Annotated in this window: 10 protein-coding genes, 1 pseudogene and 1 riboswitch; of the genes and pseudogenes, 8 read left to right on the top strand and 3 right to left on the bottom strand. The window is 72.1% G+C overall.

The annotated features are described in order from the left end of the window. Positions 1 to 191 precede the first annotated feature (191 nt). From ABGB05_RS25420 to ABGB05_RS25410, 3 genes are read left to right on the top strand one after another with little or no spacing between them, the layout of a single operon-like run. On the top strand, positions 192 to 2,432 hold the full coding sequence (locus tag ABGB05_RS25420; protein ID WP_347656105.1) for a (Fe-S)-binding protein: 2,241 nt from the start codon (positions 192 to 194) through the stop codon (positions 2,430 to 2,432). Between the two features lie 13 nt (positions 2,433 to 2,445). After that, positions 2,446 to 3,597, top strand: a complete 1,152-nt coding sequence (locus ABGB05_RS25415; RefSeq protein WP_347656103.1) for a sensor histidine kinase — start codon at positions 2,446 to 2,448, stop codon at positions 3,595 to 3,597. Beyond that, positions 3,588 to 4,232: a response regulator transcription factor gene (locus ABGB05_RS25410; RefSeq protein ID WP_347656102.1), complete on the top strand. Its 645-nt coding sequence runs from the start codon at positions 3,588 to 3,590 to the stop codon at positions 4,230 to 4,232. Before ABGB05_RS25415 ends, ABGB05_RS25410 begins: the two co-directional genes overlap by 10 nt. A gap of 76 nt (positions 4,233 to 4,308) precedes the next feature. Here the strand turns inward: ABGB05_RS25410 and ABGB05_RS25405 are convergent. Next, positions 4,309 to 4,941 (bottom strand): annotated as a pseudogene (locus tag ABGB05_RS25405) (DedA family protein); the annotation flags it as partial. 221 nt (positions 4,942 to 5,162) lie between these two features. Between ABGB05_RS25405 and ABGB05_RS25400 the strand changes: the two are divergent. From ABGB05_RS25400 to ABGB05_RS25390, 3 genes are all read left to right on the top strand, one after another. Further along, positions 5,163 to 5,933, top strand: a complete 771-nt coding sequence (locus tag ABGB05_RS25400) for a hypothetical protein (RefSeq protein ID WP_347656100.1) — start codon at positions 5,163 to 5,165, stop codon at positions 5,931 to 5,933. A 136-nt stretch (positions 5,934 to 6,069) separates the two neighbouring features. Continuing rightward, on the top strand, positions 6,070 to 7,497 hold the full coding sequence (locus ABGB05_RS25395; RefSeq protein ID WP_347656202.1) for a hemolysin family protein: 1,428 nt from the start codon (positions 6,070 to 6,072) through the stop codon (positions 7,495 to 7,497). Further along, positions 7,494 to 8,582, top strand: a complete 1,089-nt coding sequence (locus ABGB05_RS25390; protein WP_347656098.1) for a hemolysin family protein — start codon at positions 7,494 to 7,496, stop codon at positions 8,580 to 8,582. Before ABGB05_RS25395 ends, ABGB05_RS25390 begins: the two co-directional genes overlap by 4 nt. Positions 8,583 to 8,588: 6 nt before the next feature. On the opposite strand, the gene ABGB05_RS25385 is transcribed toward ABGB05_RS25390, so the two are convergent. Next, the gene (locus tag ABGB05_RS25385) at positions 8,589 to 10,640 is read right to left on the bottom strand and encodes an N-acetylmuramoyl-L-alanine amidase (protein WP_347656097.1); all 2,052 of its coding nucleotides are present in this window, start codon (positions 10,638 to 10,640) and stop codon (positions 8,589 to 8,591) included. Between the two features lie 267 nt (positions 10,641 to 10,907). Then, a riboswitch (cyclic di-AMP (ydaO/yuaA leader) is annotated at positions 10,908 to 11,058 on the top strand. Between the two features lie 86 nt (positions 11,059 to 11,144). Here ABGB05_RS25385 and ABGB05_RS25380 point away from each other — a divergent pair. Further along, positions 11,145 to 12,110, top strand: a complete 966-nt coding sequence (locus ABGB05_RS25380; protein WP_347656095.1) for an NlpC/P60 family protein — start codon at positions 11,145 to 11,147, stop codon at positions 12,108 to 12,110. A gap of 153 nt (positions 12,111 to 12,263) precedes the next feature. Here ABGB05_RS25380 and dcd read toward each other — a convergent pair whose 3' ends face one another. Then, positions 12,264 to 12,842 (bottom strand): dCTP deaminase, encoded by a 579-nt coding sequence (dcd, locus tag ABGB05_RS25375; protein ID WP_347656093.1) that lies wholly within the window; start codon positions 12,840 to 12,842, stop codon positions 12,264 to 12,266. Between the two features lie 181 nt (positions 12,843 to 13,023). On the opposite strand from dcd, the gene ABGB05_RS25370 reads away from it, so the two are divergent. Further along, positions 13,024 to 13,582 (top strand): pyridoxamine 5'-phosphate oxidase family protein (locus ABGB05_RS25370; protein WP_347656091.1); only part of this gene is annotated, 559 nt, incomplete at its 3' end.

The raw sequence follows: 13,582 nt of genomic DNA, 5'->3' as shown, positions 1-13,582 counted from the left end.
GGGTGCCCCGGTTTGGGCAGGCAGGGTTCCGACCTAAGGTGTGCGCAGGCGACGATGGGGTCGGCTGCGACCGCGGTCACGTTACCGGCGAGTAACCTTCCCGCGTAGGCTGCACACATCGCTGCCGACGGTCGATGCGCCGTCCGTCCGGGCAGCGGACCGGTCAGGGCAGCAGACGGGGAGGGCAAGGCATGGGCAGCGTCCAGATCGTCACCACGGTCCTCGCGGCCGCGATCACCGCGGTCGCGGTGTGGCTGGCGACCCGTGCGGTGCGGAAGATGGTGGCGGTGGTCCGGCTGGGCCAGCCCGACCCGGAACGCTTCACCGACCGCCGCACCCGGGCCCGCACCATGCTGGTCGAGACGCTCGGCCACACCCGGATGCTGCGCTGGGGCGTGGTCGGCGCCGCGCACTGGTTCGTGATGGTCGCCTTCGTGGTGCTCTCCCTGCTGGTCCTGGAGGCGTACTTCGAGGTCGTGACCCCCACCGGCGGCCTGCCGGTGCTCGGCTCCTGGGCGGTCTACGGCCTGGTCACCGAACTGATCGGGGTACTCGGCCTGATCGGCATCCTGGTGCTGATCACGATCCGACTGGCGAACCGGCCGGGCAACCCGGAACGGCGGTCCCGCTTCACCGGGTCGACCATGTGGCAGGGCTACTTCGTCGAGGCGGTGGTCCTCGCCGTACTGGTCTGCGGATTCCTGATCCGGGGCTTCAAGGTCGCCACCGACCACTTCGAGTTCCCGTTCTGGGCCACCCCGGTCAGCCACGCGGTCGGCGGCCTGCTGCCGGACTGGGACGCCGGCACCAGCGTGGTCGCCCTGGTCAAGATCGCCATTTCGATGACCTGGGTCATCGTCATCGCCCTGAACGTCACGATGGGCGTCGCCTGGCACCGCTTCGCCGCCTTCTTCAACATCTTCTTCAAGCGCGAGCCGGCCCGGGCCGGCTCCGGCCTCGGCGCGCTCCGGCCGATGATGAGCCAGGGCAAGCCGCTCGACTTCGAGGAGGCCGACCCGGAGGCCGACCAGTTCGGGGTCGCGCACGTCGAGCAGTTCACCTGGAAGGGCCTGCTCGACTTCACCACCTGCACCGAGTGCGGCCGGTGCCAGTCACAGTGCCCGGCCTGGAACACCGGCAAGCCGCTGTCGCCGAAACTGCTGGTGCTGTCGCTGCGCGACCACGCGTACGCCAAGGCGCCGTACCTGCTGGCCGGCGGCGGCAAGGACGCGGCCGGCGAGGAGAAGGCGACCGAGGCGCAGCTCGCCCACGTCGACGTCCTCGCGCTCGCCGAGGCGAACCGGCCGCTGATCGGCGGCGCCGGAGACGGCGGCATCATCGACCCGGACGTGCTCTGGTCCTGCACCACCTGCGGGGCCTGCGTCGAGCAGTGCCCGGTCGACATCGAGCACGTCGACCACATCGTCGACATGCGCCGCTACCAGGTGCTGATCGAGTCGAGCTTCCCGGCCGAGGCCGGCGTGATGCTGCGCAACCTGGAGAACAAGGGCAACCCGTGGGGCGCCCCGCCGAACACCCGGGAGGACTGGACCAAGGGACTCGACTTCGAGGTGCCCCGGGTCGGCGAGGTCGACGACTTCGAGTACCTGTTCTGGGTCGGCTGCGCCGGAGCGTTCGAGGACCGGGCCAAGAAGACCACCCGGGCGGTGGCCTCCCTGCTGCACGAGGCCGGAGTCAGCTTCGCCATCCTCGGCGAGGGCGAGACCTGCACCGGCGACCCGGCCCGGCGGATCGGCAACGAGTTCCTCTTCCAGACGCTCGCCCAGCAGAACGTCGAAACCCTGAACGAGGCGTTCGAGGGCCGGGAGAAGAGCAGGCGCAAGATCGTGGCGACCTGCCCGCACTGCTTCAACACCCTCGGCAACGAGTACGGCCAGCTCGGCGGCGAGTTCGAGGTCGTACACCACACCCAGCTGCTGGCCCACCTGGTCGCCACCGGCCGGCTCACCCCGGTCCAGCCGGTCGACGGCGGCCTGACCTACCACGACCCGTGCTACCTCGGCCGGCACAACCGGGTCTTCACCCCGCCCCGCGAGGTGCTCGGTGCCGCGATCCGGGGTGGCGCCGAGGACGGCCGGGCCGGCGGCGCGGCGGCCGACGGGATCACCGAGATGCCGCGCAACCAGGAACGTTCCTTCTGCTGCGGCGCGGGCGGGGCCCGGATGTGGATGGAGGAACGGATCGGCAAGCGGATCAACGTGGACCGGGTCGAGGAGGCCATCTCCACCGGTGCCCGGACCATCGCGGTCGGCTGCCCGTTCTGCTCGACGATGCTCAACGACGGGGTCAACGGCAAGGGCGCCACCGACCAGGTCGAGGTCGTCGACGTGGCGACGGTGCTGCTCCGCTCGGTCAAGCCGACCAACCCGGACAAGCCGTCGGATCCGGTCCCGGCCGAGACCGGCAGCTGAAACCGGGGCGCTGGTGCGCGACCTGCTCCGACACTGGCTCCGGCTCGGAACCGGCCTGCTGCTCGGTGTGCTGACCGGGGTGGTGGAGCTGACGTACCTGCTCGGGCTCGGCTCGGTGCTGCTGATCGCGGCCGGGGCACGGGGCGACGGCCCGCCGCAGACCCGGCACCGGGTCGTCGGCTGGGTCGAGCTCGGCGCCCGGCACCTCGCCGAGGTCGAACGGTGGCGACTGGCCACCTTCCTCGACAGCGAGAACTCCGCCGACTACAGCGGCCGCCGGGCGGCACGCTACCTCGCGGCGCGCTGGGTGGTCGGACTGCTCGGCGGCGCCGTGCTGCTGCTGTTCGGCTGGGGCGTACTGGCCGGCGGGATCTGGGTCTGGGAGGCGCTGCACGGACAGAGCGGTCTGCCGCTGCTCCTCGGCCAGTTCGCGCTCGCGCTGGTCGGTCTCTTCCTGGTGGTGCAGGGCGGGCTCGGCACCGCCGCGCTGGACCGTCGGCTGGCCCGACGGTTTCTCGGCCCGAGCGGCCGGGAGGTGCTGGAACGGCGGATCACCGAACTGACCAGCAGCCGGGCCGGGATCGTCGCGGCGGTGGACGCGGAACGGCGACGGATCGAGCGGGACCTGCACGACGGCGTACAGCAGCGGCTGGTGGCGCTCGGGCTGCTTGTCGGGCGAGCCCGGCGCAGCACGGACCCGGCGAAGGCGGCGGAGCTGCTCCGGCAGGCACACGAGGAGTCCGCGCGGGCCCTCGACGAGCTGCGCGAGGTGGCCTGGCGGGTCCATCCCACCGCGCTGGACAACCTGGGACTCGTCGACGCGCTGGCCCGGGTCGCCGAATCGGCGGGGCTACCGGTCCAGGTCGACTGCCGGTTGACCGACCGGCCGCCGCCGACGGTGGAGACAGCGGCGTACTTCGTGGTCTCCGAGGCGGTGACCAACGCCGCCCGGCACTCCCGGGCCGGTCGGGTCGACGTGGAGGTCACAGACAGGGAGGGCTGGTTGACGGTGACGATCACCGACGACGGGGTCGGCGGTGCCGATCCGGCCGGCGGCGGACTCTCCGGGCTGGCCCGGCGGGTCGCCGCCGTGGACGGCCGGTTCGCGGTGACCAGCCCGGTCGGCGGGCCGACCCGGATCAGGGCGGAGCTGCCGTGCGGGTGATCCTGGCCGAGGACTCGATCCTGCTCCGGGAGGGCCTGGTCCGGCTGCTGGCCGAGGAGGGGCACCAGGTCACGGCTGCGGTCGGGGACGCGGACGAGCTGCTCGCGGCGGTCGCGGTGGACCCGCCGGAGGTGGCGGTGGTCGACGTACGGATGCCGCCGACCCACACCGACGAGGGGCTGCGCGCCGCGCTGGAGCTGCGCCGCCGCTGGCCCGCCGTCGGGGTCCTGGTCCTGTCCCAGTACGTCGAGAAGCGTTACGCCGTGGAACTGCTGACCGACACCGGTGGCGGGGTCGGCTACCTGCTGAAGGACCGGGTGGCCCAGGTCGGCGAGTTCCTGGACGCGCTGCTCCGGGTCGGTTCCGGCGGGGCCGCCTTCGACCCGGAGGTGGTACGTCAACTGTTGGCCCGGACCAGCCACACCGACCCGCTGAGCCGGCTCACCGCCCGCGAGCGGATGGTTCTCGACCACATGGCGCAGGGGCACACGAACGCCGGCATCGCCGAGCAGCTGCACGTCTCGCAGAGCGCGGTGGAGAAACACGTCAACGCGATCTTCGACAAACTCGACCTGTCCCGGACGACCGCGTACAGCCGGCGGGTGCTCGCCGTACTGCGCTACCTGGGCAGTTGAGAGCCGGCCGGGATGTCGTCCCGGCCGGCTGCCGTACCAGTCGGTCCGGTCAGCCCCGGTGCTGGCCCCGGGGCGGGCGGTTGCGCCGGGTCAACCGGGAGATCACGAACCAGGCGATGCCGAGGACCACCGCCACGATGACCACGTTCTGCAGGATTCCGGCGTACCCCTCGACCACGTGCCAGTTCTCGCCGAGCAGGTACCCGGCGAACACGAAGACGGAGTTCCAGATCAGGCTGCCCAGCGCGGTGCAGATCAGGAACGTGCCGAGCGGCATCCGTTCGATTCCGGCCGGAATCGAGATCAGGCTACGGAAGATCGGGATCATCCGGCCGAAGAAGACCGTGCCCTTGCCGTGCCGGACGAACCACGCCTCGGTCCGGTCGACGTCACTGAGCTTGACCAGCGGCAGCCGGGCGACCAGGGCGCGGGTCCGGTCGCGGCCGAGCAGTGCGCCGATGTAGTAGAGCGCGACCGCGCCGACCACCGAACCGAGGGTGGTCCAGAAGATCGCCGAGGCGAGGCTCATCTCGCCCCGACTTGCGGCGAAACCGGCGAGTGGCAAGATGATCTCGCTCGGCAGCGGCGGGAAGAGGTTCTCCAGCGCGACCGCCAGACCCGCTCCGGGTGCACCGAGCGTATCCATCAGGTCGGTGGCCCAGCCGGCGATTCCGGTCAGGGGTGTGGGTTCGTCAGCGGGCGAATCCAGGAGACTGATCACGAATTCGACGCTAGTCGTCGGCACCTGATCAAAACCTGGGGATCGCCACCCGACGCCGTTCCGGAGGCCGCGGTCACGCAGCGTGGTGAACCGCAGTCGGCGTCCCGCCGTACAGGTTGATGTTGGACGTGCTGACGGCGGCCGATGGCCGGCGTCGACCGGGGGCCACGGGAACGAACGGCCCGGGACTGTGAGGAGGCTGGCGGCGGGTGACGGCTAACGCACCGGACGCGACGGAGGCGGATACGACGGGGCGGCACCGGGTGGGACGCGCCCAGGGATCGGCGGGACAGGCCGCCGGGTCGGGTCGGCGCGCCGCGGTGACCCGGGAGCGGGGCGGGGGTCGGATCCGACTGCTCTCGATGGTCGGTCTCGGCGTCGTGGTGCTGGCCGCCGCCGTGTCGTTCGGGCCGACCCCGGTCCGTCCGCTGATCTGGGGAGAGCCTGAACCGCAGGTCGGCGTACCGGTGAACGGAAGTCGGAACGAGCCGCCGCCAGCACCGTCGCTGCCGCCGCCGACGGTCGTACCGGTGGAAACGCCGAGCGGGGCGGTGCCCAGCGGTACCCCGTCCCCGACTCCGACCGAGCCGGACGACCGGGCGACAGCCACTCCGTCGGCCAGCCCGAGCCGGCCGTCCGGGGCGGGCGGCGCGTCGACCCCGACCCCCGGCGGTACGACCAGCGCCCCCGCCGGGCCGCCCCCGCCGGCGGTCCCGGCCCCGCCACCATCGCCGGTGCTGCTCGGTCCGGACGACCAGAGCGGGCTGTCCCGGATGATCGACCAGTACTGCGACCGGCACGTCGGGGGTGCGAGCTGGGCGGATCCCCGCGGCGACGGCGGCTGGGAGTGCGACCGGTTCCTGCTGTCGTCCCGAAGGGTTGATCTGGACCTCGCCTGCCGGGACGCGTACGGCGACGGCGCGTTCCCGGACAACCCGGATCCGGGGGACGCCCACGGTTGGCGTTGCTACCGGCGCTGACCGGCGCCGATGGACGTTGACCGGGGACGACCGGGACGCTGGCCGGGGCGGTGACCGGGGCGGTGACCAGCCGGGCGGGCCGGTAGTGTGCTGGTGACCGCGGGCGGGCCGCAATTCCGGCAGAGGTGAACCGACCATCGACGCCCTACTCCTGACCACGCTGCTACCGCTGCTCGGCTTCGCCCTGTTGACCGGCGGAAACGCCTTTTTTGTCGCGGCCGAGTTCGCGTTGGTCACGGTGGACCGGGCGGAACTCGACCGCCGGGTGGCCGACGGTGACCGACGGGCCCGTACGGTCCACCGCGCGTTGCGGGAACTCTCCTTCCAGCTCTCCGGTGCGCAGCTCGGTATCACCATCACCGCCCTGCTCACCGGCTATCTCGCCGAGCCGGCGCTGGCCAAGCTCTTCGCCCCGGCGCTGCGGCCGCTCGTCGGGGAACACACCGACCGGGTGACCCCGCTGCTGGCGCTGGCCCTGGCCACCCTGCTCTCGATGCTCTTCGGCGAGCTGGTGCCCAAGAACGCGGCCCTCGCCCGGCCGATGCCGGCGGCGCTGGCCACCGCCGGGCCGATGCGGGCCTTCTCCCGGACCTTCGGCTGGCTGATCCGTGGACTGAACAACTCGGCGAACTGGCTGGTCCGCCGGCTCGGGGTCGAGCCTCAGGAGGAGTTGGCCAGCGCCCGGTCGCCGGAGGAGCTGGGACTGCTGGCGGCGATCTCGGCGCAGGCCGGCGCCCTGCCCCGGGAGACCGCGATGCTGTTGCAGCGGACGATCCGGTTCGGCGACAAGCGGGCCGCCGAGGCGATGACGCCCCGGGTCGACGTGATCGCGCTGCGCGCCACCGCCCCGGTGGCCGAACTGCTCGGCCTGGCCCGGCGGTCCGGCCGGAGCCGGTTCCCGGTCTACGAGGAGACCCTCGACCTGGTGACCGGGGTGGCCGGGGTGGTCGACGCGCTGGGCGTACCGCCGGCGCGGCGGGCGAGCACGACGGTGGCCAGCATCGCCCGGGAACCGGTGTACGTGCCGGAGAGCCTCGATCTCGACGGGGTGCTCGCCGCACTCCGGGCGGCCGGTGCCGACCTGGCGATCGTGGTCGACGAGTACGGCGGCACCGACGGGGTGGTCACCGTCGAGGACCTGGTGGAGGAACTGGTCGGAGAGATCGCCGACGAGTTCGACGCCGTCGACCCGGTCGCCGTGCCGAGGCAGAAGCAGCCCGCCGCCGGCGGTGGTACGGGCGTCGGCGGGACCGGCGCGGTCGCCGGGTCGGCTCCGGGGCCGGCCGCTGCCGCCGGTGTCGAGCTGACCGCCCCGGGGGGTGACCGGACGGCTCTGCTCGACGGCGTGCTGCGCGCCGACGAGCTTGCCGAACGGAGCGGATTCCGGCTGCCCGACGGCCCGTACGAGACCCTGGCCGGCTTCCTGCTGGCCCGGCTCGGCCACATCCCGGTCGCCGGGGAGACGGTGACCGAGGCCGGGTACGAGTTCACCGTCGTCGAGGTGGAACGGCACCGGATCGAGCAGGTCCGGGTGGTCCGCCCGGAGGATCCGGACCAGCGATGATCAATCTGATGGTCACCGCGCTGCTGCTGCTCGGCAACGCCTTCTTCGTGGGCAGCGAGTTCGCCCTGATCGCGTCCAGACGTACCGTGATCGAGCCGCTCGCGACCCGGTCCAAGCGGGCCCGCTGGGCGCTGTCGGCGATGAACCAGATCCCGCTGATGATCGCCGGCGCCCAACTCGGCATCACCATCTGCTCGCTCGGCCTCGGCGCGATCGCCGAGCCGGCCCTCGCCCACCTGCTGGAGGAGCCGTTCCACACGCTCGGGATGCCGGACGGGGCGGTGCACCCGGTCGCGTTCGTGCTCGCCCTCGCGGCGGTCGTCTTCCTGCACACCGTGGTCGGCGAGATGGTGCCGAAGAACATCACCCTGGCCGGCCCGGAGCCGTCGGCGCTCTGGCTCGGCCCGGCGATGCTGGCGTTCTGCGTGGCGACCAAACCACTGCTGCTGGCGATGAAGTGGATCTCGGCGCGGATCCTGCGGTTGTGGCGGATCGAGGCGGCCGACGCGGTGAAGACCGTCTTCACCGCCGAGGAACTCGCCGGGCTGGTCTCGCAGGCACGCACTGAGGGACTGCTCGGCTCGGAGGAGCACGCCCGGATCACCGGGGCGCTGGCGTTGCACCGGCGTACCGCCGCCGACGCGTTGCGGCCGTGGGCCGAGGTCACCACGGTCGCCGAGGACGTCTCGCCGGCCGCCCTGGAGGTGCTGGCCACCCGGACCGGCCGGTCCCGGTTCCCGGTGGTCGCCCGGGCCGGCCGACGGGTGCTCGGCTTCGTGCACGTGAAGGACGTTCTCGGGTACGCCGGCCCGGCGCGCCGGGCCCCGGTGCCGGCCGACCTGATCCGGCCACTGGCCCCGGTGCCCCCGGACCGGACCCTGGCCGACCTGCTGTTGTCGATGCGTCGGGAACGCCGGCACATGGTGCTGGTCAGCGACGGCCGGGTACCGCTCGGCGTGGTCACCCTCGACGACGTGCTGACCGCGGTCGTCGACGCGCCGACCGATCCGGAGCAGAGCGGTCGGCCGGGTCGGCGGGACGACCGGACCGGCCGGTCGGAGTCGCACCGGGCGACCCCGACCTGACCGGGTTCAGCGCGGCGCGCCGACCGGGGACGGCAGCAGCAGTACGTCGTCCGCGTCGACGTACATGATCCGGTGGCCGAACTGGATCTGGACGTACCGGGTGTCGCCCCGAATCACCGTCCAGTCACCCGGGGACGAGCCGTCGAAGGTGGTGGCCCGGTAGTACTCGCCGGGAAGCACGTCACCGACCGCGTAGCGCTGACCGGCGGCGAGGGTGTACTGCAGCGGGGTGACCGCCTGCACCGGTACCCCGGCCGGGTAGGCGGCGGCCTCCGGGTACGCGCGCCCGTACACCGGGATCGTCGCGCGACCCGGCTTCGGGGTGGCGACCAGGCCGGTCGCCCACTTCGCGGTCGGCTTCGAGGCCGGGTTGTGGAACCAGGCCCGCTGTCCGAGGTACCAGATCGCCGTCCAGTCGCCCTGCCGGCCGGCGACCGCGTACGTCTGCCCGGCCGAGACCCGGGCGCCGTGGTCGGCGATGTGCATCGTGTTCGGGGTGCCGTCCGGCCGCAGCCCGACGTCGTTGACCAGCGGGGCGTCGGCGGACGGGGCGCTGTGCAGGACCACCGCCGAGGAGCCGTGTGGTGCGCACGGCGTGCCGGCGGTCTCGCAGCCGGTGAAGGCCGGCCGGTTGGTGTGCACGTCCGGGTCGATGGTGACCAGGCCGGTGCGGGGGCCGCCGGTACGGGAGAACGGCGCCCGGAGCAGGTCGAAGTAGTGCGACCAGTCCCAGTACGGTCCCGGGTCCCAGTGCATGCCGGCGACGTTGCCGGGCAGCACCCCTGGCACGTTGTCGTGGCCGATGATGTGCTGCCGGTCGAGCGGGATGTCGTACCGGGCGGCGAGGTGGCGGACCAGTTTGGCCGAGGTCCGGTACATCGCCTCGGTGTACCAGGTGCCCTGGGCGGCGAAGCCCTCGTGTTCGAGGCCGATCGACTTGGCGTTGACGTACCAGTTGCCGGCGTGCCAGGCGACGTCCTTCGCCCGGACGTGCTGCGCGATGTGCCCGTCGGCGGAACGGAGGGTGTAGTGCCAGCTCACGTACGTCGGGTCCTGCACCAGCCGGAGCGTGTTGTCGTACGTCTCCTCGGTGTCGTGGATGACGATGTACTCGATCTTCTGCCGGGCCGGCCAGTCGGAGAGGTCGTGGTTGCCGTAGTCGCCGTCGCCGAACGCCTCGTAGGGCGCCGGGATCCACTCGCAGGAGATGTCGCGTGGGCACTCCGCCCCCGCCCCGGTCGCCGGGGTCGGCGGCGTCCGGAGGCCGAGCCGGTCCAGCCGGGAGCGCTGCGGGACGAGGCCGGGGTGGGCGGCGAGGCTGATCCGGTGGCCGTCGTCGGTGGTCCGGGCGGCGCCCTCGACGATGGTCCGGTACACCTCGTCGGCGAAGACCGCGGCGGCGTCCGCCTGGTCGCTGCCGGCGTACCGGGCCACCGCGCCGTACCAGGCCGCCGGGTCGCTGGCCCGCCCCGTCGGCCCGGCCAGGTCCCGCTGGTACGTTGCGAGCAGTGCCGCCCCGCCCCGGATGTTCGCCGCCGGGTCGGTGCGCAGGGCGGTCTCGGTGGCGCCGGTGAGCCCGGCTGCGGTGTCCAGGGTCTGGGAGCCCGGGCTGTCCGCGCTGGGGTCGTCCGGGGCCGTGGCGGTGGCCGGGCTGGGTTGGCCGGGGACCGTCGGCCGGCTCGTGGCGTCGGGGGCGGCCTGGCCGGTGACCGGGCCCGGTCGGGCGGGATCGCCGCGCCGGTCCTCGCCATGCTCGGGTTCGGCGCCGCCGAGTGAGCGGACGTGGCGGTGGTCGGTGAGGTGCATCGGGCCGTAGCCGCCACTGGTGCTCGGGGTGCCGGCGTTGCTGTCCCAGCGGGATTCCAGATAGGAGACGGCGAGCAGCACGCTCTCCGGTACGCCGAACTCGGCCGCCGCGGCGGCGTACTCCTGTTGTCGGCCGGGTGTGGGCGGTGCGCCCGCCGCCGGGGTGGCGCCGACCGGGACCAGCGCCGCGGCGCCGAGTACGGCGGTGCCGATCGCGATTCTCCTGGTCAGCGGCCTTCGTGTCCGGAGCATGGGACCTCCTGTCACCGGGGATGGCTGATGATCACCATCCACCCGGGACACCGTGGCCGTCAATAGCTGCCACCTGCGCTTGTCGCCCTGTAGGAAACTTTCACGGCTGTGTAACGACGTGGTGAATTGTCGATCGTCCCCCCGCACAATCCGCGACCGGGCCGATGCGGTGCGAATTAACTGCTTTCACGGGTTGCGTTTGGATAACAGGCTTCTCTAATGTTGGGGACCGTCGAGGCGGTGGCAGGCCGCCAGTCCGGCGACCACGTCTCGACACCGCCGAATCGTCGACAAAATCAACGACTCACACGAACCGGGGACCCGGGCACCATGGGGTGAATCCGCGCGTCAGCGGTAGGGCGAATCTCTTCCCGCCCGAACCCGTCAGCTAACCCGGTAGGCGGACTTGAGGAAGAAGGAGTACGGACCCCGGTGGCAGCCCCCGCCCCGCGGTCGTCGTCCCCGCGCCCGGCCCAGGCCGGCGGTCCGACGACGAAGACCCGCTTGCGACGGTCCATCCTCACCACCACACTCGCCGCGATCGCCAGCGTCGCCGTGCTGTTCGTCGGCATGACGCCCGCCGTCGCCGAGCCGTCGGTCTCCGAGATCGAGAGCCAGATCGACAAGAACTGGCGCGAGCTCGAGCCGCTGATCGAAAAGCACAACGCCACCCGTGAGGACCTGGCGAAGAAGAAGAAGCAGGCCAAGAAGCTGCAGGACAAGATCGCCCCGCTGCAGAAGCAGATCGACGCGGCGATGAACCGGGTCAGCGAGTTCGCCGTCGAGGCGTACAAGGGTGACCGCGCCTCGATGATGAACGCCGTGCTCAGCAACAAGACCCCGAGCACGCTCATCGGCCAGCTCTCGGTACTCGACCAGTTCGCCCGCCGCGAGCAGCGCGAGGTGCAGGCGGTCGTCGACCTCAAGAACCGGTTGGCCGAGCAGAAGGCGCCGCTGGACGCCCTGGTCGCCGAGCTGACCAAGACCGAGGCCGAGCAGGCGAAGAAGAAGAAGCAGATCGACTCCGAGATCGACAAGCTGCAGCGGATGCGGATCGAGGCGTACGGCAGGGGTGCCGGCGGCCCGCTGCGGCCCGCGCCCTGTCCGGCGACCTACCCCGGCGGCGACATGGGTACGGCGGTCAAGTACGCCTGCGCCCAGATCGGCAAGCCGTACGTCTGGGGTGCCGAGGGACCGGGCTCGTACGACTGCTCCGGGTTGACCCTGCGGTCGTGGGCCCAGGCCGGCGTCTCCCTGCCGCACAACGCCGCCCGGCAGTACAGCGTCACCAGCCGGGTCAGCCGCTCCCAACTGAAGCCCGGAGACCTGGTCTTCTACTTCTCCCCGATCAGCCACGTCGGGATGTACGTCGGCGACGGCTGGATCGTGCACGCCTCCACGGCCGGTGAGCCGGTCAAGATGGCGCGGATGGACTCGGTCGGCAGCCTTGCCGGCTTCGGTCGCCCCTGATCCTGGCCACGGCTCCGGCCCGGATCCCCGGGTCGGAGGGCCGACAACACCAACAGGCCCCGGTCGCGGAATGCGGCCGGGGCCTGGTCGTCTGCGCCGACATCCGGGGCCCGCCCGCCGGCCGGGCGGCCCTTTGGTCAGCGGGTCAGCGGGTCAGCGGGTCGGCCAGGTGCGCCAGTTCTGCCAGGAGCGGCTCGGGGTCGGACCCCGCTGACCCTGGTAACGCGACCCGTAGACGGCCGAGCCGTACGGGTGCTCGGACGGCGACGAGAGCCGGAAGATGCAGAGCTGTCCGATCTTCATCCCCGGCCAGAGCCGGATCGGCAGGTTCGCCACGTTGGAGAGTTCCAGGGTCACGTGCCCGGAGAATCCGGGGTCGATGAAGCCGGCGGTGGAGTGGGTGAGCAGTCCCAGTCGGCCCAGCGAGGACTTGCCCTCGAGCCGGCCGGCGAGCTGGTCGCCGAGGGAGATCACCTCGAGCGTGGAGGCGAGCACGAACTCGCCCGGGTGCAGCACGAACGGCTCACCGTCCGGCACGTCGACCAGCGAGGTCAGGTCGTCCTGCTGGACCCCCGGGTCGATGTGCGTGTAGAGGTGGTTGTTGAAGACCCGGAACAGCCGGTCGAGCCGTACGTCGATGCTCGACGGTTGTACCAACGCCGGTTCGAACGGCTCCAGCGCGAGCGCGCCGGCCTTGATCTCGATCACCAGGTCGCGGTCGGAGAGCAGCACCGTGCCACCTTAGCGAGTCAGTGCCCGGGCCAGCGCCTCGGCCGGCCCGGAGGCAGCTCCTGGGGCCGTGTCCGGACCAGCGCCGCGGCCGTCCCGAACCACCCGGTGCGGTCGTCCCGGATGGCGGACCGCACCGGCGGGTCGGGTAGGTGATCGAACGTATGTTCGATAGAATGACAACATGGCATCCTGGTCCGAATTCGCCGCTGACGAGCCCGACCTCGCCGGCGCGATCCGCGCCCTCCTCCAGCAGTACGGGCCGGGTCTCGGCTATCTGGCGACCGTGCGCGCCGACGGTGGGCCGCGCGTGCACCCCGTCTCCCCGGTCATCACCGACGAGGGACTCTTCTGTTTTGTCGTCGACTCACCGAAGCGTCGCGACCTCGAACGCGACGGGCGGTACGCGTTGCACTCGTTCCCGCCGGAGGAGAGCGACGACGAGGCGTACGTCGCCGGCCGGGCCCGGCCGGTGACCGACCGGGCCCGGATCGAGCGGCTGGCCAGCAACCTGCGGGCGGCGCCCCAGGTCGACTGGCGGCTCTTCGAGTTCACCGTGGACGTGGCGATGCTCGCCCGGCACGGCAGCAACGGCGCCACCCCGCTGGCCGGCGACGACGCGGCCCGGCCGGCGGTCCAGGTCTGGCTCGACCCGTCCGGCGCCGCCGGCAGCGTCAGCACCCGTGGCGGTGTCGGTTCCCGGCGACGTGGTCGTCGTCGGCTCCTGGCCGAGGAGGAGGCAC

It is taken from the genome of Plantactinospora sp. B5E13, from assembly GCF_039871775.1.
Taxonomy (GTDB): Bacteria; Actinomycetota; Actinomycetes; order Mycobacteriales; family Micromonosporaceae; genus Plantactinospora.
The sequence above is the reverse complement of the archived record's forward strand: the minus strand, read 5'-3'. Positions and strand labels throughout refer to the sequence as shown.

Excerpts from the sequence above, each read along its gene's own strand:
- ABGB05_RS25420 (WP_347656105.1), top strand. The coding sequence starts at position 192 with ATGGGCAGCGTCCAGATCGTCACCACGGTCCTCGCGGCCGCGATCACC.
- ABGB05_RS25390 (WP_347656098.1), top strand. The coding sequence starts at position 7,494 with ATGATCAATCTGATGGTCACCGCGCTGCTGCTGCTCGGCAACGCCTTC.
- ABGB05_RS25385 (WP_347656097.1), bottom strand. The coding sequence starts at position 10,640 with ATGCTCCGGACACGAAGGCCGCTGACCAGGAGAATCGCGATCGGCACC.